We start from the raw sequence: 26312 nt of genomic DNA on the forward strand, positions 1-26312 counted from the left end.
ATTTGTATTTTATTTTCTACAAAAACAGATTATGGCTTTAACGCAAGAGCGTAAACAGGAACTCATGGGCGAGTATCAGGTACACGAAACTGATACTGGGTCTGCGGATCTCCAAGTGGCCTTCCTCACGGAGCGCATTAACCAACTGACCGAACACCTCAAGGTCAACAAAAAAGACCACTCCTCCCGGCGTGGTTTGTTAAAAATGATTGGGAAGCGGAAGCGCCTTTTACAATTTATTAAATCCAATGACCAAGAACGTTATCAAACCTTGATTGGTCGCCTCGGAATTCGTCGTTAAGTTTTTACCCAACCCATGTCCTCTGAACCGAAGCGAGATCGACTCCCCTTCGAGCCAAAGCAAACGAAGCAAAAGGCTCCCAAAAAGCCCCCAGCAACGGCAACGACCCAGTCTAGTTCAGGATCAAATGCGCCTAGGCGATCGCCAAAGGATGAGGCCAGTTTATCGGCGATCCCCGATGCAGTGAGCAAACGGATGATTCGTCGGATGGCCTTATTCTCCGGGATTCCCACGGCTATGGGGATCACATCTTTTGTGGTGTCCTACTATATTGTTTCCCGCGAACTGCTAGAGTTGCCCACCATCGCTGTTCTCCTAGTGAGCCTGGGTTGTTTCGGTTTGGGGGTTGTGGGGCTGAGCTACGGCATTCTCTCCACATCTTGGGATGAAAATCGTCTGGGGAGCCGTCTCGGTTGGGAGGAATTTAGTCTGAACCTCGGCCGGATGGTTCAAGCCTGGCGAGCCAGTCGCCGGGAAGCCCGCAGCAAATCTTAAAGTTTAGACCCTTGGTTTTTCAGGGTTTCCGAGCTTAAATATCACGTATGCAGCCTTGTCGGTTATCAAAATTTTCTCAGGTGAATGTGTCAAGATAAGACTGGGAGGGTGGCGATCGCCGACAACTTAGTTTTTAAGAACGTTATCCATAAAAAACGCCCTATTACATCGTTATTCCATAAATAAAATTTCTTTTACCTGTCGTAAATCTTCGAGGAAATACCATGATCGTAGTCATGAAAGTTGGCACTCCTGAAGCCGAAATCAACCGTTTAGGGAGTGAGCTTAAAGAGTTAGGCCTGACCCCCGAAAAAATTGTTGGGGCCCACAAAGTGGTCATTGGCTTAGTGGGAGACACCGCCACTTTTAACATTGAACTGATCCAAGAAATGAGCCCCTGGATCGAAAATGTCCTCCGGGTCGAAAAGCCCTTTAAGCGGGTCAGTCTTGAGTACCGTCATGGTCAATACAGCGAGGTCGTTGTCCCCACTCCGAACGGGGATGTCACCTTCGGCCCCAATCATCCCGTGGTTGTCGTCGCTGGCCCTTGCTCCGTCGAAAACGAAGAAATGATCGTTGAAACTGCCCTCCGGGTCAAAGCAGCCGGGGCAAAATTCCTCCGGGGTGGGGCGTACAAGCCGAGAACTTCTCCCTATGCGTTCCAGGGCCACGGCGAAAGTGCTTTAGAATTGTTGGCGGCAGCACGGGAAGCCTCCGGTCTAGGGATTATCACAGAAGTAATGGATACGGCGGACGTAGAAAAAATTGCTGAGGTTGCCGATGTGCTCCAAATCGGCGCGCGCAATATGCAAAACTTTGCCCTCTTGAAGAAGGTAGGAGCTCAGAATAAGCCGGTGTTGTTGAAGCGTGGGATGGCCGCCACCATCGACGACTGGTTAATGGCTGCAGAATATATTTTGGCGGAAGGAAATTCCCAGGTGATCCTCTGTGAACGGGGGATTCGCACCTTCGATAGTAAGTACACGCGCAATGTTTTGGATCTATCGGTGATTCCGGTGTTGCGCAGTTTGACCCACTTACCGATGATGATCGATCCGAGCCACGGTACAGGGAAGTCTGAATTTGTTCTTTCGCTGGCTAAAGGGGCGATCGCCATTGGCACTGATTCGCTGATGATCGAAGTTCACCCCAACCCGAAAAAAGCCCTTTCCGATGGCCCCCAATCCCTCACCCCAGAAGCTTTCGACCAGGTGATGCAAGAACTGGCAGAGGTTGAAAAGTTAACGGGACGTGGCCAAAAGGAATTGGCAACAGTTTAAAGCCCCTGTGATGGCTGGTTAATGTCAGTACCCTAACGTGATATCCCTGCTACTTGGAGTGGGGATTTTTTATTTACAAGTCAAGGTTGCCGCAAAAATCTTGGCCGTTGTAGCTTAAAGGAAGGCACCGGAAGGAATTTAAGGTGATGGAAAAAATGGCACAGCAAGCGGACGTTTTAATTTTGGGAGGCGGGATCATTGGTTTGGCGATCGCCGTCGAATTGCAACAACAGGGTTGTGCCGTGACAATCCTGAATCGAAACTTTACCGAGGCTGCCTGCCATGCCGCTGCCGGAATGCTCGCCCCGGAGGCCGAAGGGTTAACAGGAACGATGCTCGAATTGGGGCGGCGATCGCGCAATATGTACGCCGACTGGTGTCGCAAAATTGAACAACTCAGTGGCGTCGATGTGGGTTACTTGCCCTGTGGTATCTTTGCTCCCAAATCCGTTGCGCCGAGCCAAACCGTGACCGATAGTCCTTCTATTTGGCTAAACCGCGCCCAACTGGCCCACCATGAACCTGGTTTTGGTGATGGAGTGGTAGGAGCCTGGTGGCACCCTGAAGATGGCCAAGTAGACAACCGCCGTTTGAGCCAAGCCCTACTCCAAGCAGCGCGGGGTCTGGGGGTAGTAATTAAAGAAGGCGTCACTGTTTTGGGTCTCCAACAAATCCAGGGGCAAGTGCAAGCGGTGCAGACCGATCAAGGGCTATTCCAAGCGGGCCATTATGTTTTGGCCGCAGGTTCCTGGTCGAGTCAGATCACGCCCCTGCCCGTTTATCCGATTAAAGGGGAAATGATGTCCCTGAGGATGCCGAATCCTGAGGCCCTCCGGCGGGTGATTTTTGGTGATAATCTGTACCTCGTGCCGCGCACCAATGGCACCCTAATCATTGGGGCCACCGCAGAAACTGTACAGTGGCAACCCAACAATACCCCCCAAGGGATCCAAACCCTGCTGAATAAAGCGATTCAACTGTTGCCGAAACTCAAAGATTGGGAAATCACGGAACTCTGGTGGGGTTTTCGGCCCGCAACTCCCGATGAAAAACTGATTCTGGGGGCATCCCCTTGTGAAAATCTCACCTATGCCACGGGTCATTATCGCAATGGCATTTTATTGGCCCCCATCACGGCGAAACTCATTGGCGATCGCCTAATCCGCAACCAAGCAGATCCCCTCCTCCAACATTTTTCTTACCAACGCTTTTTAGATAACCCAACCCATCAACCCATGCAAAACGGTCACAATAGTCAAAACGGTTCAATGCCGAGCTTTTTTATCAGCCCCAAAACCACAACTGCAACGCCAAACCCCACAGAAACCCCTGATCAACTGGTCATTGCCGGTCGTCGCTTTACCTCGCGTTTGATGACAGGAACGGGGAAATATCCCTCAATTGCCGCAATGCAACAAAGTGTTGAAGCCAGCGGTTGCGAAATTGTCACGGTGGCAGTGCGTCGCGTTCAAACCAAAGCCCCAGGCCATGAAGGACTTGCCGAAGCCCTCGACTGGCAAAAAATTTGGATGTTGCCCAACACGGCGGGCTGTAAAACTGCCGAAGAAGCGATTAGGGTGGCCCGTTTAGGTCGGGAAATGGCCCGTCTGTTAGGCCAAGAAGATAACAACTTTGTCAAATTAGAAGTGATCCCCGATGCCCGCTACCTGCTGCCGGATCCCATCGGTACCCTCGAAGCCGCAGCACAATTGGTCAAAGAAGGGTTTGCGGTGCTGCCCTATATCAATGCCGATCCTCTGTTGGCGAAACGCCTAGAGGAAGTGGGCTGTGCCACGGTGATGCCCCTCGGTTCTCCCATTGGGTCGGGCCAGGGGATTCAAAATGAAGCCAACATCAAAATTATTATTGAACAGAGCAAGGTTCCCGTGGTGATTGATGCGGGGATTGGCTCCCCTAGTGAAGCGGCCTACGGGATGGAATTGGGAGCCGATGCGCTACTGGTCAATTCGGCGATCGCCCTCGCTAAAGATCCCGTACAAATGGGGCGAGCCATGGGGTTAGCCACCACTGCCGGCCGCCTCGCTCATCTGGCCGGGCGCATTCCGGTTCAACATATTGCCAGTGCCAGTTCTCCCCAAACTGGACTGGTTAGCACCTAAGTTTCTTCTGTCGATTGAATGCGGCGATCGCATCATCAATATTCTGATTTCGCAAAAGCCAGCCAGGCCCGTAGTTAACACTACAAAATCTCCCTGACTGAATGTTTACCTTGGTCAAATCACCCTGGATATCCAGCCGACGCCCATAGCAACATCAGTATTGAAATCAGGATTAACTCCATGACTGACGCCGCCACAATCCAAAAAATCAAACTCACAAAAATCGAACAAGCCAAACAAGCTAAACCCGGCTTAGCGATTAAAGATGAGTTGGCAACCCTGGCCCAGGCTGGCTGGGAAGCCATGGATCAAGATGACTTAATCATTCGTCTTAAATTTCTCGGACTTTTTCACCGACCGGTGACCCCAGGCAAATTTATGCTGCGTCTGCGGACTCCCCACGGCATCCTCAACAGTGCCCAAGTGCGCGCCCTAGCAGAAATTGTGCAACGCTACGGCGAAGACGGGAGTGCCGACATCACAACCCGCCAAAATATCCAATTACGCGGCATTCGACTGGAAGACACCCCAGAGATTTTGACGAAATTAAAGCAAGTGGGCCTCACCACGGTACAGTCTGGCCACGATAACGTGCGCAACATTACAGGGTCTCCCGTCGCCGGTATCGATCCCGAAGAATATTTTGATACCCGGGAACTCGCGGCCCAACTCCAAAATATGATCACCAATTACGGTGAAGGCAGTCTCGAATTTAGTGACCTCCCCCGGAAGTTTAATATCTGTCTAGAAGGAGCGCCGGATAATTCTTCCCACGTAGAAATTAATGACATTGGTTTTGTCCCGGCCTTTAAGGATGGGCAATTTGGCTTCAATGTCCTGGTTGGCGGATATTTTTCTGCCCAGCGACAAGCCGAAGGGATTTCGATTAATGTTTGGGTTCCCCCCAATGAGGCTGTCCTTGCGGTCAGTCGTGGCATTTTAGCGCTATATACCCGCCATAGTGCCGAGGAAGGTCTCCGGGGAAATCGGGCCAAAGCGCGGGTGTTGTGGCTGGTTGAAGCGTGGGGTGTCGATGCTTTCCGGGCGAGATTAGAAGCAGAAATTGGCCAATCTTTAGAACCGGCAGCCCCAGAACACGCCTTAACCATGGATAAGCGAGATCACATCGGTGTCTATGCCCAAAAACAAGCAGGTTATCACTACGTGGGCCTGCATGTCCCCGCCGGACGCTTGACCGCAGAGGACATGTTCGAGGTGGCACGCCTCGCAGAAACCTATGGCAATGGCGAAATTCGGGCCACAGTAGAAGAGAATTTCATTATTCCCTACGTCAAAAGCGAAAACGTTGAGGCGCTACTCCAGGAATCGTTGCTAGAAAAATTCTCGGTGAATCCTTCGACCCTAGTACGTTCTTTTGTGTCTTGTACGGGAAATCGTTACTGCAATTTTGCCCTTGTGGAGACGAAGGAACAGGGGTTAGCTCTGGCCCGTGAATTGGATGCCGAATTAGATATTCCCCAACGGGTACGGATGCACTGGACTGGCTGCCCAAATTCCTGTGGTCAAGCCCAGGTGGGTGATATCGGCTTTATCGGCTCTAAAGCGAAAGTTGATGGGGCAATTGTCGAAGCGGTCAATGTGCTCACTGGGGGAACGGTCGGTAACCAGGCGAGCCTCGGTGCGCCGGTGGCCCAGAAGGTTCCCTGTGGGGCCACCCTCAAGGCAACTGTGAAGAATATTTTAATCGAACAGTTTGGAGCAACGCCGAAGTCGGAGTAGGCTGAAGTCCTTCTAATTTTGCTTTAATCTTAAAAACTTACAAGCTATCCCACAGAGTCACTGACGGATTCTGTGGGATTTTTGCTGGATGGAATTTGTTGGGACGAGGAGACTAAATTTTTTCGCTGACCCAGATTCGATAGAGCTTACCATTCGCATCTGTTAACCAGTGAGCTACAAGGCGGGTCGGCACATTTCGATCTGTTTTGAGGGGAAAAGGGATCGAAGTTTGGGGGGTGGTTGGATTAGCAACATGATGCATTGTTCAAATCTCCTGGACACGCCAATAGGTAATGAAAGGATTAAGTCATAATTTACTTTTTCTTAACCTTGGTTTTAGTATACACCGAAGCTTTTTAGGAATTTCCTTTGTATCAGGGTTTTAAAACGGAAAAGTCCGTAAGGATATAGTTAATCTATTCTTAACCTTAGAGCGGGATTGCGGGCGATCGCCTTGCCTCTGGGGATAACCTCAGGCGACGAATTCACAGGAGGCAGCTTTTTAATTATTCGTTACAAACTTCATGAAAAATCACATTCACCGAGGCCGAAAACGTGCCAATTCAGGTTAGTCTGGAATACTAGTGTGACCTGTGTCGACCTAAAGAAGCCTTGTAACATCAGCCTTTGGGCCATCAGGTAAACCCTTTTAATAAATAGATAAAACTTCTTCCCACGCAACCATGACAGCTTTGCAAACAGAATCCACCAATGCCAGTTCCGCTAAGCCTGTGCCCCCTAGTGATTCCAAAGAACGGGTGAGCCAGTTTATGCAGCAAATCCAGGACAAAATTTGTCAGGGATTAGAGATGGCCGATGGAAAAGGAAAATTCCAGGAAGATTCTTGGCAGCGCCAGGAGGGTGGCGGCGGTCGTTCCCGGGTAATGCGTGAGGGGAATGTCCTTGAACAGGGAGGGGTCAACTTCTCTGAGGTGTGGGGCGATCAATTGCCGCCTTCGATTTTGAAGCAGCGTCCTGAAGCCGCAGGCCACGGGTTTTATGCCACGGGCACATCAATGGTGTTACATCCGCGCAATCCTCATATCCCAACGGTTCACCTCAATTATCGTTATTTTGAAGCTGGCCCTGTCTGGTGGTTTGGCGGTGGTGCAGATTTGACGCCCTACTATCCCTTTGCTGAGGATGCGGCCCATTTCCACAAAACCTACCAAGCCGCCTGCGATCGCCACCACAAGGAGTATTACAACGTCTTTAAGCGCTGGTGTGATGAATATTTCTACCTGAAGCACCGGGACGAAACCCGTGGAGTCGGTGGATTGTTCTTCGACTATCAAGATGGCACTGGGGAACTGTATAAAGGCCCCCACCCCGATAAAGCTGCTGCTGCCTACAGTAAGGATTTAGGGGAACAGCCCCAGCGCAGTTGGGAAGATATTTTTGCGTTTGTGCAAGACTGTGGTGGTTCCTTCCTTGATTCCTACGTGCCAATCATTGAACGGCGACGCAACACAGAATATAGCGATCGCGAACGACAATTCCAGCTTTACCGCCGGGGCCGCTACGTCGAATTTAACCTCGTCTATGACCGGGGAACTATTTTCGGCTTGCAGACCAATGGCCGTACCGAATCGATTTTGATGTCTTTACCGCCCCTGGTGCGTTGGGAATATAGCTATAGCCCAGAGCCTGGCACCCCAGAAGCAGAACTCTATGAACGGTTCCTTAAGCCCCAGGATTGGGCCAACTGGCAAGGTTAAGAATCGGCCTCTTTTAAAGAGTCAAAACCGAAAGCAAAAATTGTAGTGATCACTGGGGCAAATCTGGGGGCACGAACGCCGGAATTTCCCCAGAATTTTGATTTGGGGCATAATAGCTCAGGTATTACCGGAAAAGTCCAACACCAGCGGTGGCAATTCAAGCCGCTTTGGGGTGTTGCTCACCACTGCCCGGTCAGCTTTATTGTGCCCTAGAGAACGATTGATGCGGGTTACACCGAGAACACTACAAAACTATAAAAAAACGGCACGACCCATCGTGACCCTGACGGCCTGGGACTATGCGATCGCCCGCTTAGTCGATCAAGCTGGGGTCGACGTCATCCTAGTGGGGGACTCCCTCGCGATGGTGGCCCTCGGCTATGAAAATACGCTGCCTGTGACCCTAGAGGCGATGATTCACCATACCCAGGCTGTTTGTCGGGGGGTCAAGAATGCCTTAGTGGTCAGCGATCTTCCCTTTTTAACTTACCAAGAAAGCCTTTCCCAAGCGATCCATACGGCGGGTCGGATTCTCAAGGAAACCACCGCCCAGGCGATCAAACTGGAAGGGGGACACCCAGCGATGGCCGAAACGGTGGAACGTCTCACTCGCTTAGGCGTACCGGTGATGGGTCATGTGGGCCTCACTCCCCAATCGGTGCATACCCTGGGTTATCGGCAACAGGGCAATACGGAACTAGAAGCGACACGGGTAATCCAAGAGGCGATCGCCCTCGAACAGGCCGGGGCCTTTGCGGTGGTCTTAGAACATATTCCAGCGACCCTGGCACAGACGATTACCGAAAAACTGACAATTCCGACCATTGGCATCGGCGCGGGACGCCATTGTGATGGGCAAGTGCTGGTAACGGCGGATCTTTTGGGCCTCAGTGAAAAAGCGCCCCCCTTTGCCAAACAATATTTAGACTTAGACAATCTGATTACCAACGCAGTCCAACGCTATAGCGATGATGTTCGTACGCAGCAGTTTCCGCCCCATCTGGGCTCCTAGATTTCTCGTATTAGGGGCAGGGGTACTGATGGGCATGGCCTCGGCCCCCGTCGAAGCTTGGTATCTAGCCTGGATCGCCTTGATCCCCCTCTGGATATATCTTGGGCGATCGCCCCAAAGGACTAAGTCATCCCCGTCTGCTCAAGGTCGTAAAGGGCTACGGGCGATGCGTAATTTTTACCAGAGATATAAACAGCCCCTCTGGTTGAGCTTTTATTGGGGTTTGGGGTACCAGGGTTTTACGCTGTTTTGGATTACGGGGATTCACCCGATGACCTGGATGGGAGTGCCTTGGCTGTGGAGTTTGGCGATCGCCATTCTTTGCTGGATCATAATCACTCTGTGGGGGGCGGGCATCCCGGTGCTCTGGGCGTTAGGGATGGTTTGTTTCGAGGAATTTCGTGCTTCCTTCGGGCCTTTAAGCTTTGCCGGGCGACTTTACCGGGTTGTTTATGGGGCGTCCTTGTGGTGTGTGATCGAATATCTCTGGAGCCAGAGTGATCTCTTTTGGCACTTCCTTGCCTTTAGCCAGAGTCCCCATAATTTAGCGATTTTACAATTGGCTCAACTGTCGGGATTTACCACCATTTCTTGGCTTATTGTACTGGTGAATGGCTGTCTTGCGGAGGCCTGTTTCGATGCGACTGGGACTGTGCGCTTCCACCGTTGCAGTGGTCTGTTGGGGGGACTCACCCTAATTCTTCTGGGTAGTGCTCACCTGATTGGCTGGTCGCTACTCCAGACAACGCCCGTTACCAGCGATCGCCCTGCCCAAATCGGCATTATTCAGGGGAATATTCCCAACGAAATCAAACTCTACCAAGATGGTAATCAGTTGGCGATCGCCAATTATCGCGCGGGCTATGAAACCCTTGCCCAACAGCCCCTAGACTTGATTATCACCCCGGAGACGGCCTTACCCTTTCGCATTGAACAAATTCTCCAAGCAACCTTTTGGCCCCGCCTGATCCGCACAGAAAACGTCCCCCTCGTCCTGGGGGCTTTTGGTAGTGAAGCAAATAACTTTACCAACAGCCTATTTGCCCTGGATCGCCAAGGCTATGTATTCAGCCGCTACAACAAACAGCGCCTCGTGCCCCTGGGGGAATATATTCCCTTTGAAGCTGTCCTGGGCAAGATCATTAATCGCCTGTCGCCCCTCGATGCCCACCTGGTGCGGGGCCAAAACCCAGCAGTGATGCAAACACCCCTCGGCCCAGCCACCATCGCTATTTGCTATGAATCTGCCTATCCAGAACATTTTCGTCGCCAAACCGCCGCCGGGGGAGAGTTTATCATTGTGGCTTCCAATGACGCCCACTACAGTGAAACCATGCCAGCCCAACACCATGCCCTCGATGTGATGCAGGCGATCGCCAATGGTCGCTGGTTAGTGCGGGCAAACAATACGGGTCATTCGGGCGTGATTGACCCCACCGGAAAAACTTTGTGGTTATCTTCCCTAAATGAATTTGTCACCTACAGCGCACAAATATATTTAAGCGATAAAAAAACACCCTATGTCCACTGGGGAAATTGGCTCGTTAAAGGCCAAGGTTTATTTTTAATAGGAACGGGTTTGTCTGGATATATTAGCTACGCTCACAGAGCCAGAGTTTAAATTACTTATGCAGATAAATAAACAATAAAAAAGGGGAGGCTTTCCCCTTGAAGTTTCCTGAATTTTACAGTCTAAATCATTGCCAGAGAATAAACTTTAATCGGGTAAATTAAGATCCTGTTCCTGGAGAGATTTTTCGATCTGAAACCGTTGCTCGGCGTTACGGATAAAGTAGCCGCTCATCATTGCCGAGGCCAACAGTTGACCAAGCTGTTCACGGCTCATATTGACCGATACATTAAATCCATCGGCGTGGGATAAAACCCCCAATAACCCAACAATATTACGCTCAATCACTTGATTAACCGCTGGAGATTGGGGCTTTGACATATGGGCAATCATTTCTGGAGACAAAGACTGGACATAATGCCAAAGCTCGTCTGAACCTTGTTGTTTGTTACCTGTGAGACCATAAAAACTTTGGGCTTCGTTATTCACCAGTCTTTCCTCCTAGATGCTCAATGGAAGTGATGGGTTGAATCACTGTGTTTTGATGCAATACTAACTAAGGCTAATGTAACAACTTATTGACAACCTAGAGGGGAGTGTAACCGAACTTTTGCGGTGGCATTTTTACGATTTTTTCCCCCTAGGCGATCGCCAAATTATCCTTTGACTGAGCAATTAACTGGCTAAATATTCACCCATTTCCGCTTTTCGTTTGCGGAGTTTCGCAAGGGCCTCCCGTTCAATTTGACGTACCCGCTCCCGGCTGATGCTTAGGTGTTCACCGATTTTTGCGAGGGTGTGGGGCGTCCCATCCCGGAGACCAAAGCGGAGGGTTAAAACTTCCTGTTGTTGGGCGGTCAAATCATTTAACATCCGCGCCAAATCCCGTTTTAAGGCCGCATGGGTCGCATAATCATCGGGGGTCAAGCCGTCGTCTTCGAGGAGCTCGATCAGTTCCGTGTCGTTGTTATCGCCAACCCGCAGGTCTAGGGAAAGGGGCTGGCGGGATTTTTCGAGGTAGTCCCTGACTTGCTTGGTGGTTAAACCTAGTTCATCGGCTAGTTCTGGGATTGAGGCAGAACGTCCGTTAGTCTGGGCCAGTTGGCGCTGGGCTTTCTTAATTTTATTGAGCTTTTCGGTGATATGAATCGGGAGGCGAATCGTGCGACTTTTTTCGGCGATCGCCCGGGTGATTGCCTGCCGGATCCACCAGTAAGCATAGGTCGAGAAACGATAACCCTTGGTCGGGTCAAATTTTTCTACCCCCCGTTGCATGCCGATGGTGCCCTCTTGAATCAAATCGAGGAGATCCATATTGCGCTTAATGTATTTTTTCGCCACTGAGACCACAAGGCGGAGGTTCGCTTCGACCATTTTTTGTTTTGCCTGCTTCCCTAGGAGGAGTTGCTTTTTCAGCTCCCGCTGGGAAAGGTTCGCTGCCTGGGCCCATTCCTTGAGGCTCGGCTCTTGATCCTGCTTCTCTGCTAATTCGGCTTTAAGCTTCTCTAGGTTGACCATTTTCTGGACACGGCGAGAATAAAGGACTTCCTCTTCGTGGGTTAAAAGGGGAACTCTTCCAATTTCTTTGAGGTAGGTACGGACAGGATCGGCGGAGTATTTGGCAGTTTTCATAGGTCAACTCGGCTAGAAAGGACGAAATTTAAAAAATGAAAATAAGAAGCTACTCCCTAGACTGGATTCGCCAGGGCTGCGGAAAAAGTGAGTTGTCCACTAAAGGAAACAGGCAAGGTCTGTACTGACGGAGCAGCGATTTAACCTTGGTGAAAAAACGAGAATCGAAATGCTTAATTTTTATTTATGAATTTATTTTACCAAAAAATTAGAGTTTTATTAAGTTTATTTAATAAATGTAAAGTTACTGAGAATGACAAATGGGCCGTAGGGGAAACTACGGCGGACTAAGGGATCCAGGCACAAATTAGGGCGATGGCGAGTCCTCTTGGGGGACAAAATCAGGGTTGCGTTTAGAAAATCCCCAAATAAACATGGCGGCGATCGCCGTGATCATCAGCCATTCAGGCATCACAAAACTGGGATAAACCGCCTTAAGGAGGAGACGAACCCCCACAAAGCCCACGGTCACAAAACCCGCATCTTCTAAGTTGGTAAATTCATCGAGCCAGCGGATAAACAGCCCCGCCAGAAAGCGGAGGGTCAGAACGCCAATGGTGCCCCCAAGCACAATCAACCAAATGTCTTCCGCGACGGCGATCGCCGTTGTGACGCTATCGAGGGAAAAGGCTAAATCCGTAACCGCAATCATCGGGATCGCTTGCCAGAGGGACTTGAACTCTAGGCTATGGTGGTGATTTTTATCATCTTCAGGGGAGGTAAAGTAGCGAAAAACCAGCCACAGCAAATACAGTGCCCCCAAAAGTTCTACTTGCCAATAATGGATCACCCAGGTTGCCGTGAAAATGAGGGTGATTCTGAGAATGTAAGCCACCATCAAACCAATGTTGAGGGCTTTGCGTTGTTGGGTCGGACTGGCTAACCCCTGGGCGATCGCCGCGAGGGCAATGGCATTATCGGCTGAAAGAACAGCTTCTAGGGCCACCAAAATCACGAGAATGAAAGACGTTTCTAAGCTGAAATGCAACTGGGGATGAAGAATTTGCTCGAGCATGGGAAAAATTCGACACAGTAAACTTTTGAGAACAATTCAAGACAAAAAAAGACCGCCCGTCGGGTTGCTGTGGCGGCAAATGGGTCACCTTAAGGCCATTGTAAACAAACTATCCAGTCAACGGCAGAAACTTCTCAGAATCAAGGTTAAAGCGACGCATTTTTGGTGAATGGGTGCAGGTTGGGGTGATATGTTGCGTCTTGTTACAAAACCTTGGGGAAACCAGAGGCAATATCGCAAATTAAGGGATAAACCTCAGTTTATATTCGGAGTTTTTAAAATTATGGGAATTTCTGATACCCAAGTGTTAGTGGCCCTTGCCATTGCCCTCATTCCTGGTGTTTTGGCTTTCCGGCTCTCCACTGAGCTTTATAAGTAAATTTGTCTAAATCTGCCACAGAAGCAGACTTGGGGGTTCCGTGCGGAACCCTTTTTTCATGGCTCCCTTAATTTTTTTTAGTGGCGATAGGCTTTGAGAACACCCGGCTCTGTTTGGATCGGTAAAACCGCCAGGGTATCGCTTTGGGCACAGTAACGAATATCGATTTCATTGTCTAAGCGCAGGAGACGCTGGCCGTGGCTCGCGAGCTTAAAGAGGCCAAATAAATCTTGCTGCCACTGTTGGTAAAGGGAAATTGCCCCAATCACTTCGTCATTCCCTAACTGGTCACTGTCCCCATTCCACAGGGCCTTGGCGATCGCCCCAGCACAGACGGTATCTTCGAGGGAATAATCCCCCTGCCAACCGGAACCGATGAACCAAACGGTGTCTGGCTGTTCTGTCTGGAGAAACTTCACCACGCTCTGGCGATTCACTTGGGCTGCGGTAATCACTGTGGACGCTTGCTCAACGCGCTTGAGGGCCCTCGTGCCGTTGGTGGTTGTTAAGAAGAGGCGCTTCCCAGCCACCATTTCTGGGGTGCAACTGCGAGGAGAATTGCCAAGCTCACAGCCTTCTACCTGTTGCCCGCCCCGTTCCCCAGCCCGGAGAAAGGGGGTTTGCTGCCAAGTTTCACTAAATTGAAACAGTTCATCGAGGTCAGCAAAGGTTTGTACTGCTTCTGCTCCAGCGTGGAGCGCCGTAGCGATGGTCGTGGTGGCCCGCAGTACGTCAATAACCACAGCACAATCGGGGAGTTGATCCGTTGGCGTCGCCTCAGGCGTGTGATACACAAAAAGTTTCACGCAATAAAATCCTTCCTAACAATCCAGTCTAGATTCCAAAATACCTGATTTGGCGATCGCCCCGGACAAAACCTTCATGAGGTTAAGGGTTCTGACCAAGGCTGCCAAACAGCAAGGATCAACCCAAGCTGGCCGAGGAGAAATCCCAGATTATTTAAACAAGTTAAGCACGGCAGTCCGCACAGAGTCCCTTAACGGTTACTTCATAGCTCTCGGCGGTAACTTGCGTCGCAAACTGACCCAAATCAAAACAGCTAAAGGCTTGCCAAGGCAGATCCTGGATGGCCCCGCAGTCTCGACAGACGAAATGGTGGTGCGGATTAACATTGGCGTCATACCGAGTTACGCCTTCATCTAAGAGCACCTCTCGCACAAGATTCACTTCCCGCAAGACCGTCAGGGCACTGTAAACACTGGCCTTAGAAGCAATGGGCAAATCCGCATTCACATCCTCTAGGATCTGTTCTACCGTGGGATGATCCTGCCGACCGAGTAGATTGGCATAAACCGCAAACCGCTGGGGCGTGATGCGCAACCCCTCTTGCTTCATCGTGTTACGAATTTCTGTGGCACTAAAGGCTTGGGACATGGTTTTGGGGGAAGAACAGACGACAAGGAAATAATGGGGGCTATTCTGACGAATGGGCCAAGGTGAAATCAAGGCTTGTTCGTTGCAAAATCAGCGATAAAAGCAATTCTTAAGAATTTTTTCGGATTACGGATAAGAAAAAATATAGGTTAATAGTTCTTTAATGATCTTAGCACCTTAAATTAAGCTTTACGCCTATCTAGGAGAAAGTTCTATCTTATACCTTTCCCTAAGTAAGAATGAATCCAATCAGATCGAAAACGAATTGACGGCATTCTTTGGTCTCATTATTTGGCTTTGATGACATTTAACGGGCTAAATCTCTACCTCCAGTGATTTCCCTTGGGGCCAAGGGTGGGCAAACAGCACTTGAGTATTTATACTTAATAACAAGCAAAATCGATATTTCTTCGTTGCATATTTTGCTAGTGGAGCTGTCAAACCATGGAACTCAAAAAAGAAATTCAAGAAATCGGGATCATTTCGGGGCTAGCGTTATTGGTGTCTAGTTTTTTCACGGCCCTCGTCTGCCTGTAACGATTCATTAGGAGTTACTGATTCCCCATCGCTGCCAATCAGTTGAAGGAGCATCGAGCTTCGCAGTATTCTGGATGTCTGTTATATGAAGACTCTATAGAAATTTTTATGTTTAAATATCGACGCTTGCTCCAGGGGGCGATCGCCTTTCTGACGGCGGTGCTGGTGATTGCCTGTAATGCCCCGTCTCCTCCTACGGATGCCGGTAATAATAATGGCAACCTCGCGGAAATTCCTCTGGGAGTCGCCGTCGCCCAGACCAGTAATGTTGCCCTGTTTGGCCAAGAGCAGATCCTCGGCACCCAGATTGCAGAAACCTACTTCAACGAAAACGGCGGCATCAACGGTAAACCCCTAAAGATCATTCTCCAGGATGTGGCTGCCGATGAGCAGGGGGCAATTAACGCCTTTAATACCCTGATCAACCAAGATAAAGTGGTCGGTATCGTTGGCCCGACCCTTTCCCAACAAGCCTTTGCTGCCGATCCGATCGCCGACCGGGCCCAAGTTCCCGTCCTTGGCCCTTCCAATACCGCCGAAGGAATCCCGCAGATTGGTACATTTATTGGCCGAGTTTCTGCCCCTGTCTCGGTGGTTGCTCCCAATGCCGTAGCCCAAGCCCTGAAGCTCAACCCAGAACTACAGCGCGTTGCGGTTTTCTTCGCCCAAAATGATGCCTTTAGTAAATCAGAGACAGAAACCTTCCAGACGGCTGTGCAAGATTTTGGTCTGGAATTAGTCACGGTACAAAGGTTTCAAACCACCGACACTGATTTTCAAGCCCAGGTGACTGCCGCACTCAATGTTCAACCAGATCTAGTGATTATTTCGGGGTTAGCAGCCGATGCGGGCAACCTGGTGAAGCAACTGCGAGAATTAGGTTACAACGGCATTATTGTTGGGGGGAACGGCTTAAATACTTCTAATATTTTCCCCGTCTGCCAAGCAAAATGTGATGGGGTGTTGGTGGCCCAAGCCTACAGTGCCGAGTTAGATAATGAGATTAACCGCGCGTTTCGGGACGCCTATTTTCAACAAAACCAAAAAGAGCCGCCCCAATTTAGTGCCCAGGCTTTTACGGCGATCCAAGTTTTTGTTGAAGCCCTCAGCAGCCTCGATAAAAAAACGCCCCTAGAAACTCTTGCTCTACCGGACTTGCGACGACAACTGCGGGACGAAATTTTTGCAGGTACCTACGTCACGCCTTTGGGTGAAATTTCCTTCACAGAGGAAGGGGAAATTGTCCAGAAGGAATTTTTTGTGGCCCAAATTGAAATGGATGAATCGGGTCAACAGGGGCGTTTCGCCTTTATCGAAGGGAACTAGGTCAAAGCAAGCATTCGGAGGGACACCTAATGGAAATTTTCCCTCCGACTCCCCTCAAGAGAAGACACCCTCTGTCCTTTGGACATCTCCCTCAAGGGAGAATGGGGGGTTAGCCCCGGAGTTGATCGAGGACGCTGCGGTCTTCGAGGGTAGAAGTATCGCCCACAATTTCCTGTCCTGCGGCTAGGTTTCGCAACAAACGCCGCATGATTTTCCCAGAACGGGTTTTGGGCATTACATCGGCAAAACGGATTTCTCCCGGACGGGCGATCGCCCCAATTTCTTTCACCACATGGGCCTTCAGTTCCGTTACGAGATCATCGCTCGGACTGTAGGTGCCCTCAAGGGTGACAAAGGCAAACACCTCTTCCCCCTTAACCGGATCTGGCTTTCCAACCACGGCTGCTTCGGCGACGGCAGGGTGGGAAACGAGGGCCGATTCCACTTCCATGGTGCCGAGGCGGTGCCCCGAAACATTTAAGACATCATCGACGCGACCCATAATCCAAAAATAGCCATCTTGGTCACGGCGTGCCCCGTCACCTGCGAAATAAAGGTATTGTCCATCTTTCGGGGCGATGTGCTCCCAATAGGTAGACCGGAAGCGTTCGGGATTGCCGTAAACAGTACGCATCATCCCAGGCCAGGGTTGTTTCACTACCAGGTAGCCGCCTTCGTTGTCACCAACGGAATTTCCATCAAGGTCAACGACATCCGCCACAATCCCCGGAAAAGGACGAGTCGCCGAGCCGGGTTTTGTGGGAGTTGCACCGGGTAAAGGCGTAATCATCACACCGCCGGTTTCCGTTTGCCACCATGTATCAACAATGGGACAACGTTCGCCACCAATGACCCGGTGGTACCACATCCAAGCTTCTGGGTTAATCGGTTCACCCACGGTTCCTAAGAGGCGCAGGGAACTCATGTCATATTTATTGGGGATGTCTTCACCCATTTTGATAAAGGCCCGAATCGCCGTGGGTGCCGTGTAGAAGATAGTAACGCCATATTTTTGAATAATTTCCCAATAGCAACCGGGATTAGACGGACGGGGTGCGCCTTCATACATCAAGACCGTTGCCCCATTAGATAGAGGGCCATAGGTAATGTAACTGTGGCCTGTAATCCAACCCACATCAGCACCACACCAATACACGTCATCATCTTTGAGATCAAAGATCCACTTGGTCGTTATATGGGTGTAGAGATTATAACCGCCTGTGGTGTGGACAACGCCCTTGGGTTTGCCCGTGGTGCCGCTGGTATAAAGGATGAAGAGCATATCTTCGGCATCCATCGGCTCGGCGGGACAGTCAGCGGAGACTTCTTTTTGCAGCTCGTGCCACCAGTGATCCCGCCCGGCTTCCATGTGGACAGGCTCTTTGGTGCGTTGAACGACCAAGACATTCTCAACGCTGGGGGCATGATGATCGGCGATCGCCGCATCTACTTGATCCTTGAGGGGTACCGCTTTATCTTTTCGGAAGCCCCCGTCGGCGGTGATTACCAGTTTGGCTTCGGCATCTTCAAGGCGACTGCGGAGGGCTTCGGCACTAAAGCCACCAAAGACGACGGTGTGGGGCGCACCAATCCGCGCACAGGCGAGGAGGGCAACGACGGCTTCCGGGATCATTGGCATATAAATCCCGACGCGATCGCCTTTTTTGACGCCCAACTTTTTCATCGCATTGGCAAACTGGCAGACCTCGTGGTGTAGCTGGGCATAGGTGAGGGTACGGGAGTCACCGGGTTCCCCTTCCCAGATGAGGGCGGCTTTATTTTTGCGCCAGGTTTTGAGATGACGGTCGAGACAATTGTAGGAAATGTTAATTTTCCCGTTGACAAACCATTTGGCGAAGGGCGGTTGCCAATCGAGCACCTTGTCCCATTTCTCAAACCATTCCAATTCCTGCTCGGCGAGTTCCCCCCAAAAGCCTTCGGGGTCATTTTTCGCCCGGTCGTAGAGGGCTTGGTACTGGTCTATGCTCTTGATCTGGGCCTCGGCAGCAAAGTCTGGTGCAGGCGAAAAAAGGCGCTGCTCCTGGAGGATGGATTCAATGTTTTGTTCGGACATAACAGGGTTATTATCGTGGGATTTATTTCACCCCATTGTCCCCCAAGTCCGCCCCATCAGGGGGTCTCGTGCTTAAGCCGTAATGGTTTGCAAGATTTTTGCACTCAAGTTGATCGAATGTACGCCCCGGATATGACCTAGGGAGATTCTTCTAAAGCGAGCAGGGTTTGCCAAGTGGCGATCGCCTCAGGGAACCACAACCAACTTTGTTCGAGGCGACGGGGGTTGAGCTGGGAACGATCAAGATCTAGGGCGATCGCCCGGAGTTTTTCGGCTTTCCCCACAAGAATTTCCTGGTCAACGTCGGTGGGTTGCCCTTGGGCCAAATCGTACATACTAATCGCCAGGCCCGCATAAATCTCCGCCTGGAGGACTGGGGGGAAATCCTGGGTCGTTGCCGCTGCTAAGGCTTCATACCAACGATCATTGGCGGCTTCATAATCTGCATTGAGGTAATGGACAAAACCCAGGGCCATTAAAATTTCGGGGTCGTTGGGCTGTTGGGCTAGGGCTATGTCCCAATTTTCTTGCACCGTGGCGATCGCCGTTGCTTGGGTTGGTAGAGACTGGGGCGCGGCCAAGGTTGTTTGCCAGAGGTAGCGCCCCCGTAAAAAAGCGATGGTGCCATTCTCTGGGGCGATCGCCGGATCAAACAGTAATGGTTGCACCACACCAAAGGCTTGGCGATCGAGGAGTTCAGCGAGGATCATCTCAGCATTGCCCCAATTGTCTTGGTCAATATCTGCCTGGGCCAATTGCACTAAGTCTGCGTCATCGAGCTTGTCTAATTCCCTTTCTGTAAGACGTGTGATCCCCTCCGTGGTGGTCGGCGTTACAGAGAGATTTTGTAAATGTCGGCCCAGTAGAATGCCCCCCAGGGTGAGCATGATGATCAATCCCAACCCTAGGAGGCTACGGGGAAAGGCCAATAGGGAGCGCCAGGAGGGGATCAAGAGCATTCCCCGATGATCATTTTCAGTATTCGTCTCCGTCTCGGACGGTTCGGGCATATTCGCAAAAATATCTTGGATAAAGGCAACATCCTCCTCGGTTTCTGTCTCCCCTAACCAAGACAAATCAACCGCTGTATCTAAATTTTCAGAATTATCAGCACCAATTGCCCGATCCCGTTGCCGAGAAAAATTCACCGTATAACTCTGCGGTTCGATAAACATCGCCTCCCATGGCAGAAACCACAAAATCCCATCCGGTAAGCCCAAATAAACGTGAATGGGAAGATTATCCACTTTGGCGATCGCCACCATGTCCTGCCAATGCTCGTAAATCTCTCCCGTGAAAAGGGCCGTAAACAGCATTTTCCCCCAAGTCTCTAGGGGGTAATTGGCCCAGGTTGCCAGCCAAGCTTCCGGTTGCCAAGTGACCACTGCCACGATGGGTTCCGCACCAGGGGCGATCGCCGAACTCAAACGCAATTGATACTGGTCATGACCCAGGGCCAAGATAGACAATTGAAAATCATGGAGCATAGAAAATCTGTCGTGTCCAGGGAGATGCTGTTACCTTGATCGTAAGCGAGTCTGAATTGTTTCTCGATCAAATTTTTGGGACAATGATGTAATTCGCGACTGCCTTGAACGACCACAGCTATCCCAGTGCTCAACCCAATTCCTGTAACTTCGCCACCAAATCCGCCTGGCCAATCACATAAACCCCCCGAATTTTTTTGTGAGAAACAGCCAACTGGGCACGGGTGAACACCAGCAGTGGCGTGACAAAATCAAGCTTTTTTTTATCGCGTACCTGGAGCGCTTGCTTCATCACAATTTGTAAGAAATCCTTCTTAAAGCCATAGATCGTGCGTCCCATGCGGCGATGGAGCCGATGATCCTGGAAAATCACCGTGCCTTTATGGGATTTGACATCAATAACGTAGGTTTTTTTCTGGGGCGAAAAGCAAATCACATCGGCATCTCCCAGGCCATCATCAAGGCGCATTCCATATTCAAAAGACCACCCCTGGGGTTCTAGTTCCTGGAGTGTTTTGGCGACATTTTCCTCAGCCCTTGCCCCCTGGACAGCGCGGTTTGCGGCCTGCCAAAGATCTAAACCCCGGAAAATAAAACCCAAGGCCCCGAAGGCGGCGATCGCCACAATCACGATGGCTGCAATAAACCCCAGACCAATCGCCAAGACCGGAAACATGAACACCACCAAGACCGGGAGTCCTCCCGCCGCCAAGAAAGCCCGCCAGGACTGGAGGCGACGTCTAAAGGCTAAGCGACGTACATTTTGACCCGCTGTTCTAGGGGAAGAGGCAACCATAACTAGCCCAGATAAAAGTTAATCCATCAATAATCCACCAAACATCCAACCCAAAAGTCGTTATCCTAAAGCTGGAATTTAGTTTTCTTTCTATTGCCCATTATTCTGTCGTAAGTTCCATGGAAAAACCCGCCCAAACTCAATATCCAATTCATCCCCTACTGCGTCAACGGTTTAGTACGGTCATCTTTGATGGCGATCGCCCCGTAGAAGCAGAAAAAATTGGGAGCTTACTGGAAGCTGCCCGGTGGGCTTCCTCTTGTTTTAATGAACAGCCTTGGCGGTTTTTGGTGGCCACAAAAGCTGATGCTACTGCCTATGGCAAAATGTTGGACTGCCTGATGGAAACAAACCAGACCTGGGCAAAAAACGCATATATTCTGATGATTTCTGTCGGAAAACAGCGATTTACCCGCAATGATAACCCGAATCCCTACGGAATGTACGATGTGGGCCAGGCCTTGACCAGTTTAACAATCCAAGCTGAAGCCCTCAGTCTGCGGGTGCACCAAATGGGCGGTTTCGATAAAGACAAAGCCCGTGACCTCTACAAAATTCCCGCTGGCTTTGACCCGGCGGCAGCCGTGGCCATTGGTTATCCTGGGGACATTACCACAGCACCAGAAGCCCTCCAGGAACGGGAACAAAGCCCCCGTAGCCGCAAACCCCTCACGGAAATTGTCTTTACTGGAACGTGGGAAAATCCCTATTTCTAAAAATTAAACAAGGGCACAACCAAGGCAAAAAGCACCCCTAAACCCACAATGATTTCTAGGGATTTCAGTAACAAGCTCTGTCGCTGCTGAAATCCCTGTAACCAGTTTTTGGGGCGATCGCCTTCCCGTTTTCCCAGACTAACCATCGAAGCCAGCAGGGGAACACCTCCAACTTTAATGCCCAAAAGTAAGTGCAGAGCCAGCGCCCCAAACATGATCCCCCAGGCCAACAGATGACCAAGGTAGGCGAAATGATTGAGTTCTCCTGCCGGTAGCCATTCTTCTTTCATCATCCGGCCTGTAATGACAGCTAAGGTTCCCGCCAGCAGCATGCCTGTATTAATCAGTCGATGGGCCGAAACCCACCAAATCGGTTTTCCCAGTTGCTTTAATTGCGTCAGGAAATTCGGCTGCAACAAACGGCGATCACCCAGACGAAAACTGTACACCGCAAAGAACGGTAGCAATAAAAAGAATGTTAAGGCGATCGTTCCATGGATGCCCTGCATCGCTTCAATCTGTGGCAGACCCAAACGGCCCCAGCGACCATCATAAATGTCGTAAACCCAAAACCCCGTATCTAAAGCCAGCAATACCAGAATCGCCGTTAAACCATGGAGCAAGCGCAATAAAATAGGTTGATACGGTTTAGATTGTGCCATGGCCCCACAATGTCTTTGAGATTGCTAATACTTACTCAATTTTACGCAAAAAAGCAACCCATTTCCCTAAGACATTACCGTAACGCAGACTTTGGCAGCGGCAGAGACCCAGGATAACGGATCACCTCCCGCTGACGAGTCTTATCTCCGTTGGGATCGGCCAACAAAACATTACGGATGAAACGGGCGGCAATGCGCTGTAAAAGTCCCTCAGCGATTTTCTGACCTAATTGTTGCGTTTCCGGCTTAATGAGCACTTTAGGAATTAAAGGCAAAATAAACATCGGGTCAAAATCAGGGGTTTCCTGGAGGATGCGCCAAATATTTTGAATGTGCACCAGGTTCGCCCGGTCTTCTGCACTCATCCCCCTAGTCTGGTTGTGAGTCGGCTTTTGGCCCAACTGCTCTTGTACCAAACTGGTAATGTTTTGGAAGGTATTACGTCCGAGGATATCCACCGATTGAATAATTTCTTCGGCAAGGCGCTCCCGGATAAATTCACCCCGTTCTGAAAAGATATAGTCAATGGCTTGATTAACCGCCCCTTTGAGATCGTAGTCAGTAGAATCCTTCGCATTATTCAATAAATTTTCGAGACGATTCCAGCGAAAACTGCCTTCTTTAAACAATAAATCCTTCAGAGAATGACGCAATTCCGGAGAATTATCGGTCAACAAGCGCTTTGCAACATAGGGATAAGCTTTACTCAAGACTTTAAATTCTGGATCAACACCAATGGCAATCCCTTCGAGGGTCACCATCGAACGAATAATCAAAGCATAGTAGGCAGGCACCTTAAACGGAAATTCGTACATAATGCCCGACATTTGATCCGTGATGCTCTTAAAATTAAGTTCCGCCACACTAGCCCCCAAAGCATTATTAAAAACGGTGCTTAGGGCAGGCACAATGGGCGCAAGATCAGTATCTGGCTTGAGAAAATCTAATTTGACATAGTCATGGGCCAGGGCTTCAAAATCGCGGTTAACTAGGTGCACCACAGCTTCGATTAACCCATAGCGCTGGTAGGGTTCGATCATGCTCATCATGCCAAAGTCTAGATAAGCGAGGCGACCATCATCGAGGGCTAAAAGATTGCCAGGGTGGGGATCAGCATGGAAAAAGCCAAATTCTAGGAGTTGGCGGAGGGAACATTCCACCCCGACTTCAACCAAATGGGTGGCATCAATTCCTTTGGCGGCGACTTCCTTGAGGTTTGTTAGCTTTGTGCCATCGAGCCACTCCATGGTGAGGACGCGTTTACCGGTATATTTCCAGTAAATTTTTGGCACATAGATTTCTGCCATGCCGCCGTAGAGTTTCTTGAATTTCTCTGCGTTACGTCCTTCCTGGGCATAGTTCATTTCTTCGAAGATACGCGCCGCAAATTCGTCGGTAATGCCAATCAGGTCGGAGCGGACTTGTTTAACATTATTTTGGAGCCAGCGGGCAATGCGCCGCATGATAAAAATATCGAGGTTGATGCGCTGTTGCAGGTCAGGGCGCTGAACTTTTACGGCAACTTTTTCGCCGGTTTTGAGGCGAGCTTGATAGACTTGGCCGAGGGAGGCGGCAGCAAGGGGATGATCTGAGATCTCGGCGTAGATTTTTTCGGGAGGCTGTCCTAATTCTTCTTCAATGAAGCGAAAGGCAATTTCATTCGGAAAAGAAGGAAGTTGATCCTGAAGACTGGTTAGCTCCGTCAGATAGACGGGAGGGACGAGGTCAGGACGGGTAGAGAGGGCTTGGCCAATTTTGATGTAGGTGGGGCCTAATTTCGTCAGAATCGCCTTGAGGTGATCGGCTTGTTTCTGTTGGGCCTTAGGATTGTTGTTGTTTCCAGTGGCCTTAGCCCACCAAATTCTGAGTAGCAGGCCACTAAAGCTGGAAATAATGGTGAGGAGGCGTCCCAGAACAGCAAAGGGACGATTGCGGTATTTGGCTTCGATCGCCTCTGGATTGTAACGCCACAGCTCGGACTCCTGGGCGGGCTGTTCGATGACCGAATTGACCGGGGTCGCGGGGGTACGGGTCTGGTATGGCATAGTTTATCCGATGCGATCGCCTACAGTTGAATGGGTTGCATTGTAAATGATTGTAACAAATGTTTCTGGGTTACTCATCTACGGGAACTGCAGACGATCAAAGCGGCGGGAGGTGCTTAATTAGAGATGGCACCAGATGAGCGGGCGCTAAGGGGGGCTTGTTTGCCTGGAGTTTCACTAAGGCGCTGGTTCTGGAGAATATTGACTGCCTTGAGAAACTGGGGATCAGCACTCGTCCCGATCAAACTCGGATCGAGACGCAGTTGCGTGAACTGTTCATTATCTAGTTCTACGGTAATGTCAGGACTAACCCCATTCATATTGATACTCATGCCACTGGGGGGATAGTACCGGGAGATTGTGACTGCCAGGCCCGCACCGTTGGATAATTCATGGACTGATTGGACGGTGCCCTTGCCGTAAGTACGAGTCCCCACCAGGGTTGCCCGTTGGTTGTCCTTGAGGGCCGCCGCTAAGATTTCGCTGGCACTGGCAGAGTTTTCATCCACAAGCACGACGAGGGGTAAATCGGTAATCGCTGTTTGGTTGGCGCTAAATTGGCGATCGCCCCCTTTGCGATCCACCGTGCGAACGATTGCCCCTTCTTCCATCCACATCCGGGCAATATCAACGCTGGAGTAGAGTAAGCCCCCAGGATTTCCCCGGAGATCCAGAACAAAACCCGTAACCGTTTCCGCCTTTAGATCCTGGATCGCGTTATACATTTGCTCAGCGGCATGGGAACTAAACTCATCAAGGCGAATGTAGCCAACTTTTTCGTCCCCGATGGTTTGTACCCCGTAGTTCACCGTGGCCAATTCAATTTTTGCCCGCGTAATCGCAAGATCTAGGGAAGACTGGTCGCGGCGACGAATTTTTAAATTCACTTCAGTCCCTTCTAGGCCCCGAATCAGTTCCGAAGACTGCTCTAGGCTCAAAAGAGCGGTCACCTGACCATCAATCTGCATAATCTGATCTTCCGCTTGGACTCCCGCCGCCTCTGCCGGAGAATCCGGGAGGACATCGACCACCGTCAAGATCCCAGTTTCCGCATTAATTTCCATGCGGATGCCAATGCCAGATAGTTCTCCGGTGGTTTGGCTGGTTAGGGTTTCGAACTCCTCTGGATCAAGGAATCGCGTGTAGGGATCTCCCAAGCTTCTGAGGGCACCACGAATTTGACGATAGGCCGTGTCATAGGTATCGTAGTTCTGGCTTAATAAATCTTCGCGGAGCTTTAGCCAAGATTCCGGCTCAAAATTTTTGGCAACGGATTCTGTGTAGACGATCTGCCACATCTCATCAACGATGGCTTTCGGACTATCTTCCATCGCGGCGATCGCCGGACGAGACAAACTGGGCACAGTCAACAAAACTAAAACAGATAACGTCCTGAGGGCACCCTTTACAAAAGTATCTGGGCAACGAGGCAAAGACAGAGCAATCTTTTTCATGGAGATCTGAAGGCGAAGAAAAAAGGGGGGAGGAATGGCGCAAATCACCCCATTGGGACAGGTCAAAGTCAACAATCTACTTTCCTTCTGACTTCCCCACCGGAAAAACGGTTGGAAAAAGTCCCATGGAAACCCCTGGGCTTGACCCTAAAAACGCTGTGGGCGAGGAACTTGCAAGTCTCGAACGCTTTTAGATCAGCTTAGAGGGGAGATTGACTCGACCGAATCTTGTGCGGTTGCCCTCCATTGTAATCAATTCAGTTTTGCTTTTATCGGGTACGACAGCACATTCTTACAAAGGGCTTAACGGGTCGCTGAAGTCATGGGACATCTGTATCCCAATTACTCCAACAATTAGCCCCAATTTTCAGCAATTATGCTGGGGTAGTAATCCGCTATTCCACAGAAGCCGAGATGATTCTGTTGCTATCTGCCGCTGAGCATCTTAGGGATCAAGAGATACCGCGTTGCCACCCCGACTAATGAATCTGCGGAGAAGCTAGATCTCCGTAATAAATCTATGCAATGTAGGGCAAGAATGGTGCTTTTGCTTTAAGA

General features: G+C 50.3%; 22 protein-coding genes. 11 read left to right on the plus strand and 11 right to left on the minus strand.

From position 1 onward, the window contains the following. Positions 1-31 precede the first annotated feature (31 nt). The 8 genes from rpsO to lnt all read left to right on the plus strand — a co-directional run bounded on the left by rpsO (position 32) and on the right by lnt (position 10287). Positions 32-301: a 30S ribosomal protein S15 gene (gene rpsO, locus AACR41_RS12235; protein WP_012307434.1), complete on the plus strand. Its 270-nt coding sequence runs from the start codon at positions 32-34 to the stop codon at positions 299-301. Between the two features lie 15 nt (positions 302-316). Continuing rightward, on the plus strand, positions 317-796 hold the full coding sequence (locus tag AACR41_RS12240; protein WP_030006377.1) for a PAM68 family protein: 480 nt from the start codon (positions 317-319) through the stop codon (positions 794-796). A 224-nt stretch (positions 797-1020) separates the two neighbouring features. Beyond that, positions 1021-2076 carry a 3-deoxy-7-phosphoheptulonate synthase gene (aroF, locus tag AACR41_RS12245; protein WP_012307436.1) on the plus strand — a complete coding sequence of 352 codons (1056 nt, stop codon included), beginning with the start codon at positions 1021-1023 and terminating at the stop codon, positions 2074-2076. Positions 2077-2231: 155 nt separating this feature from the next. Then, positions 2232-4196, plus strand: a complete 1965-nt coding sequence (gene thiO / locus AACR41_RS12250) for a glycine oxidase ThiO (RefSeq protein ID WP_030006378.1) — start codon at positions 2232-2234, stop codon at positions 4194-4196. Positions 4197-4376: 180 nt separating this feature from the next. After that, entirely contained in the window at positions 4377-5936 is a 1560-nt protein-coding gene (locus tag AACR41_RS12255) for a ferredoxin--nitrite reductase (protein WP_030006379.1), read from the plus strand. Positions 5937-6619: 683 nt separating this feature from the next. Next, positions 6620-7654 (plus strand): oxygen-dependent coproporphyrinogen oxidase, encoded by a 1035-nt coding sequence (gene hemF, locus AACR41_RS12260; protein WP_030006380.1) that lies wholly within the window; start codon positions 6620-6622, stop codon positions 7652-7654. Between the two features lie 223 nt (positions 7655-7877). Continuing rightward, positions 7878-8666: a 3-methyl-2-oxobutanoate hydroxymethyltransferase gene (gene panB, locus AACR41_RS12265; RefSeq protein WP_012307440.1), complete on the plus strand. Its 789-nt coding sequence runs from the start codon at positions 7878-7880 to the stop codon at positions 8664-8666. Positions 8667-8694: 28 nt separating this feature from the next. Continuing rightward, positions 8695-10287 (plus strand): apolipoprotein N-acyltransferase, encoded by a 1593-nt coding sequence (gene lnt, locus AACR41_RS12270; RefSeq protein WP_045441594.1) that lies wholly within the window; start codon positions 8695-8697, stop codon positions 10285-10287. Between the two features lie 96 nt (positions 10288-10383). On the opposite strand, the gene AACR41_RS12275 is transcribed toward lnt, so the two are convergent. The 3 genes from AACR41_RS12275 to AACR41_RS12285 all read right to left on the minus strand — a co-directional run bounded on the left by AACR41_RS12275 (position 10384) and on the right by AACR41_RS12285 (position 12883). Next, complete coding sequence (locus AACR41_RS12275) at positions 10384-10725, minus strand: DUF760 domain-containing protein (RefSeq protein ID WP_030006382.1); 342 nt, start codon at positions 10723-10725, stop codon at positions 10384-10386. Positions 10726-10911: 186 nt separating this feature from the next. After that, positions 10912-11868 carry an RNA polymerase sigma factor, RpoD/SigA family gene (locus AACR41_RS12280; RefSeq protein ID WP_030006383.1) on the minus strand — a complete coding sequence of 319 codons (957 nt, stop codon included), beginning with the start codon at positions 11866-11868 and terminating at the stop codon, positions 10912-10914. 307 nt (positions 11869-12175) lie between these two features. Then, positions 12176-12883: a TerC family protein gene (locus AACR41_RS12285; protein ID WP_030006384.1), complete on the minus strand. Its 708-nt coding sequence runs from the start codon at positions 12881-12883 to the stop codon at positions 12176-12178. A gap of 283 nt (positions 12884-13166) precedes the next feature. Between AACR41_RS12285 and psaM the strand changes: the two genes are divergently transcribed. Then, the gene (psaM, locus tag AACR41_RS12290) at positions 13167-13262 is read left to right on the plus strand and encodes a photosystem I reaction center subunit XII (RefSeq protein ID WP_012307445.1); all 96 of its coding nucleotides are present in this window, start codon (positions 13167-13169) and stop codon (positions 13260-13262) included. Between the two features lie 77 nt (positions 13263-13339). On the opposite strand, the gene AACR41_RS12295 is transcribed toward psaM, so the two are convergent. Together AACR41_RS12295 and AACR41_RS12300 are read right to left on the minus strand one after the other, a co-directional pair. Continuing rightward, positions 13340-14068: a 2-phosphosulfolactate phosphatase family protein gene (locus tag AACR41_RS12295; protein ID WP_030006385.1), complete on the minus strand. Its 729-nt coding sequence runs from the start codon at positions 14066-14068 to the stop codon at positions 13340-13342. A 163-nt stretch (positions 14069-14231) separates the two neighbouring features. Beyond that, positions 14232-14729 (minus strand): Fur family transcriptional regulator, encoded by a 498-nt coding sequence (locus AACR41_RS12300; RefSeq protein WP_339367641.1) that lies wholly within the window; start codon positions 14727-14729, stop codon positions 14232-14234. A gap of 573 nt (positions 14730-15302) precedes the next feature. Between AACR41_RS12300 and AACR41_RS12305 the strand changes: the two genes are divergently transcribed. Further along, the gene (locus AACR41_RS12305) at positions 15303-16520 is read left to right on the plus strand and encodes an ABC transporter substrate-binding protein (RefSeq protein WP_030006387.1); all 1218 of its coding nucleotides are present in this window, start codon (positions 15303-15305) and stop codon (positions 16518-16520) included. Between the two features lie 109 nt (positions 16521-16629). Here AACR41_RS12305 and acs read toward each other — a convergent pair whose 3' ends face one another. The 3 genes from acs to AACR41_RS12320 all read right to left on the minus strand — a co-directional run bounded on the left by acs (position 16630) and on the right by AACR41_RS12320 (position 20877). After that, the gene (acs, locus tag AACR41_RS12310) at positions 16630-18594 is read right to left on the minus strand and encodes an acetate--CoA ligase (RefSeq protein WP_030006388.1); all 1965 of its coding nucleotides are present in this window, start codon (positions 18592-18594) and stop codon (positions 16630-16632) included. Between the two features lie 137 nt (positions 18595-18731). Next, the gene (locus AACR41_RS12315) at positions 18732-20081 is read right to left on the minus strand and encodes a hypothetical protein (RefSeq protein WP_030006389.1); all 1350 of its coding nucleotides are present in this window, start codon (positions 20079-20081) and stop codon (positions 18732-18734) included. Positions 20082-20211: 130 nt separating this feature from the next. Beyond that, positions 20212-20877 carry a nuclease-related domain-containing protein gene (locus AACR41_RS12320; protein ID WP_030006390.1) on the minus strand — a complete coding sequence of 222 codons (666 nt, stop codon included), beginning with the start codon at positions 20875-20877 and terminating at the stop codon, positions 20212-20214. A gap of 119 nt (positions 20878-20996) precedes the next feature. On the opposite strand from AACR41_RS12320, the gene AACR41_RS12325 reads away from it, so the two are divergent. Then, positions 20997-21593 (plus strand): nitroreductase family protein, encoded by a 597-nt coding sequence (locus AACR41_RS12325; protein WP_030006391.1) that lies wholly within the window; start codon positions 20997-20999, stop codon positions 21591-21593. On the opposite strand, the gene AACR41_RS12330 is transcribed toward AACR41_RS12325, so the two are convergent. The 3 genes from AACR41_RS12330 to AACR41_RS12340 all read right to left on the minus strand — a co-directional run bounded on the left by AACR41_RS12330 (position 21590) and on the right by AACR41_RS12340 (position 25754). Beyond that, a complete protein-coding gene (locus tag AACR41_RS12330) occupies positions 21590-22255 on the minus strand; it encodes a cytochrome b/b6 domain-containing protein (protein WP_030006392.1) in 666 nt (221 codons plus the stop codon). The genes AACR41_RS12325 and AACR41_RS12330 overlap by 4 nt on opposite strands. A gap of 74 nt (positions 22256-22329) precedes the next feature. Further along, a complete protein-coding gene (locus AACR41_RS12335) occupies positions 22330-24300 on the minus strand; it encodes an ABC1 kinase family protein (RefSeq protein ID WP_012307454.1) in 1971 nt (656 codons plus the stop codon). 116 nt (positions 24301-24416) lie between these two features. Next, entirely contained in the window at positions 24417-25754 is a 1338-nt protein-coding gene (locus AACR41_RS12340; protein WP_045441624.1) for a S41 family peptidase, read from the minus strand. Between the last annotated feature and the right edge of the window lie 558 nt (positions 25755-26312).

Origin of the sequence: Picosynechococcus sp. NKBG042902 (genome assembly GCF_963864045.1) — a bacterium.
GTDB lineage: Bacteria > Cyanobacteriota > Cyanobacteriia > Cyanobacteriales > MRBY01 > MRBY01.

Bases quoted from the DNA above. Each gene is read 5' to 3' on its own strand.
- rpsO (WP_012307434.1), top strand. From the start codon at position 32: ATGGCTTTAACGCAAGAGCGTAAACAGGAACTCATGGGCGAGTATCAG.
- AACR41_RS12240 (WP_030006377.1), top strand. From the start codon at position 317: ATGTCCTCTGAACCGAAGCGAGATCGACTCCCCTTCGAGCCAAAGCAA.
- aroF (WP_012307436.1), top strand. From the start codon at position 1,021: ATGATCGTAGTCATGAAAGTTGGCACTCCTGAAGCCGAAATCAACCGT.
- thiO (WP_030006378.1), top strand. From the start codon at position 2,232: ATGGCACAGCAAGCGGACGTTTTAATTTTGGGAGGCGGGATCATTGGT.
- AACR41_RS12255 (WP_030006379.1), top strand. From the start codon at position 4,377: ATGACTGACGCCGCCACAATCCAAAAAATCAAACTCACAAAAATCGAA.
- hemF (WP_030006380.1), top strand. From the start codon at position 6,620: ATGACAGCTTTGCAAACAGAATCCACCAATGCCAGTTCCGCTAAGCCT.
- panB (WP_012307440.1), top strand. From the start codon at position 7,878: ATGCGGGTTACACCGAGAACACTACAAAACTATAAAAAAACGGCACGA.
- lnt (WP_045441594.1), top strand. From the start codon at position 8,695: ATGGGCATGGCCTCGGCCCCCGTCGAAGCTTGGTATCTAGCCTGGATC.
- AACR41_RS12280 (WP_030006383.1), bottom strand. From the start codon at position 11,868: ATGAAAACTGCCAAATACTCCGCCGATCCTGTCCGTACCTACCTCAAA.
- AACR41_RS12285 (WP_030006384.1), bottom strand. From the start codon at position 12,883: ATGCTCGAGCAAATTCTTCATCCCCAGTTGCATTTCAGCTTAGAAACG.
- psaM (WP_012307445.1), top strand. From the start codon at position 13,167: ATGGGAATTTCTGATACCCAAGTGTTAGTGGCCCTTGCCATTGCCCTC.
- AACR41_RS12305 (WP_030006387.1), top strand. From the start codon at position 15,303: ATGTTTAAATATCGACGCTTGCTCCAGGGGGCGATCGCCTTTCTGACG.
- acs (WP_030006388.1), bottom strand. From the start codon at position 18,594: ATGTCCGAACAAAACATTGAATCCATCCTCCAGGAGCAGCGCCTTTTT.
- AACR41_RS12315 (WP_030006389.1), bottom strand. From the start codon at position 20,081: ATGCTCCATGATTTTCAATTGTCTATCTTGGCCCTGGGTCATGACCAG.
- AACR41_RS12320 (WP_030006390.1), bottom strand. From the start codon at position 20,877: ATGGTTGCCTCTTCCCCTAGAACAGCGGGTCAAAATGTACGTCGCTTA.
- AACR41_RS12325 (WP_030006391.1), top strand. From the start codon at position 20,997: ATGGAAAAACCCGCCCAAACTCAATATCCAATTCATCCCCTACTGCGT.
- AACR41_RS12330 (WP_030006392.1), bottom strand. From the start codon at position 22,255: ATGGCACAATCTAAACCGTATCAACCTATTTTATTGCGCTTGCTCCAT.
- AACR41_RS12335 (WP_012307454.1), bottom strand. From the start codon at position 24,300: ATGCCATACCAGACCCGTACCCCCGCGACCCCGGTCAATTCGGTCATC.
- AACR41_RS12340 (WP_045441624.1), bottom strand. From the start codon at position 25,754: ATGAAAAAGATTGCTCTGTCTTTGCCTCGTTGCCCAGATACTTTTGTA.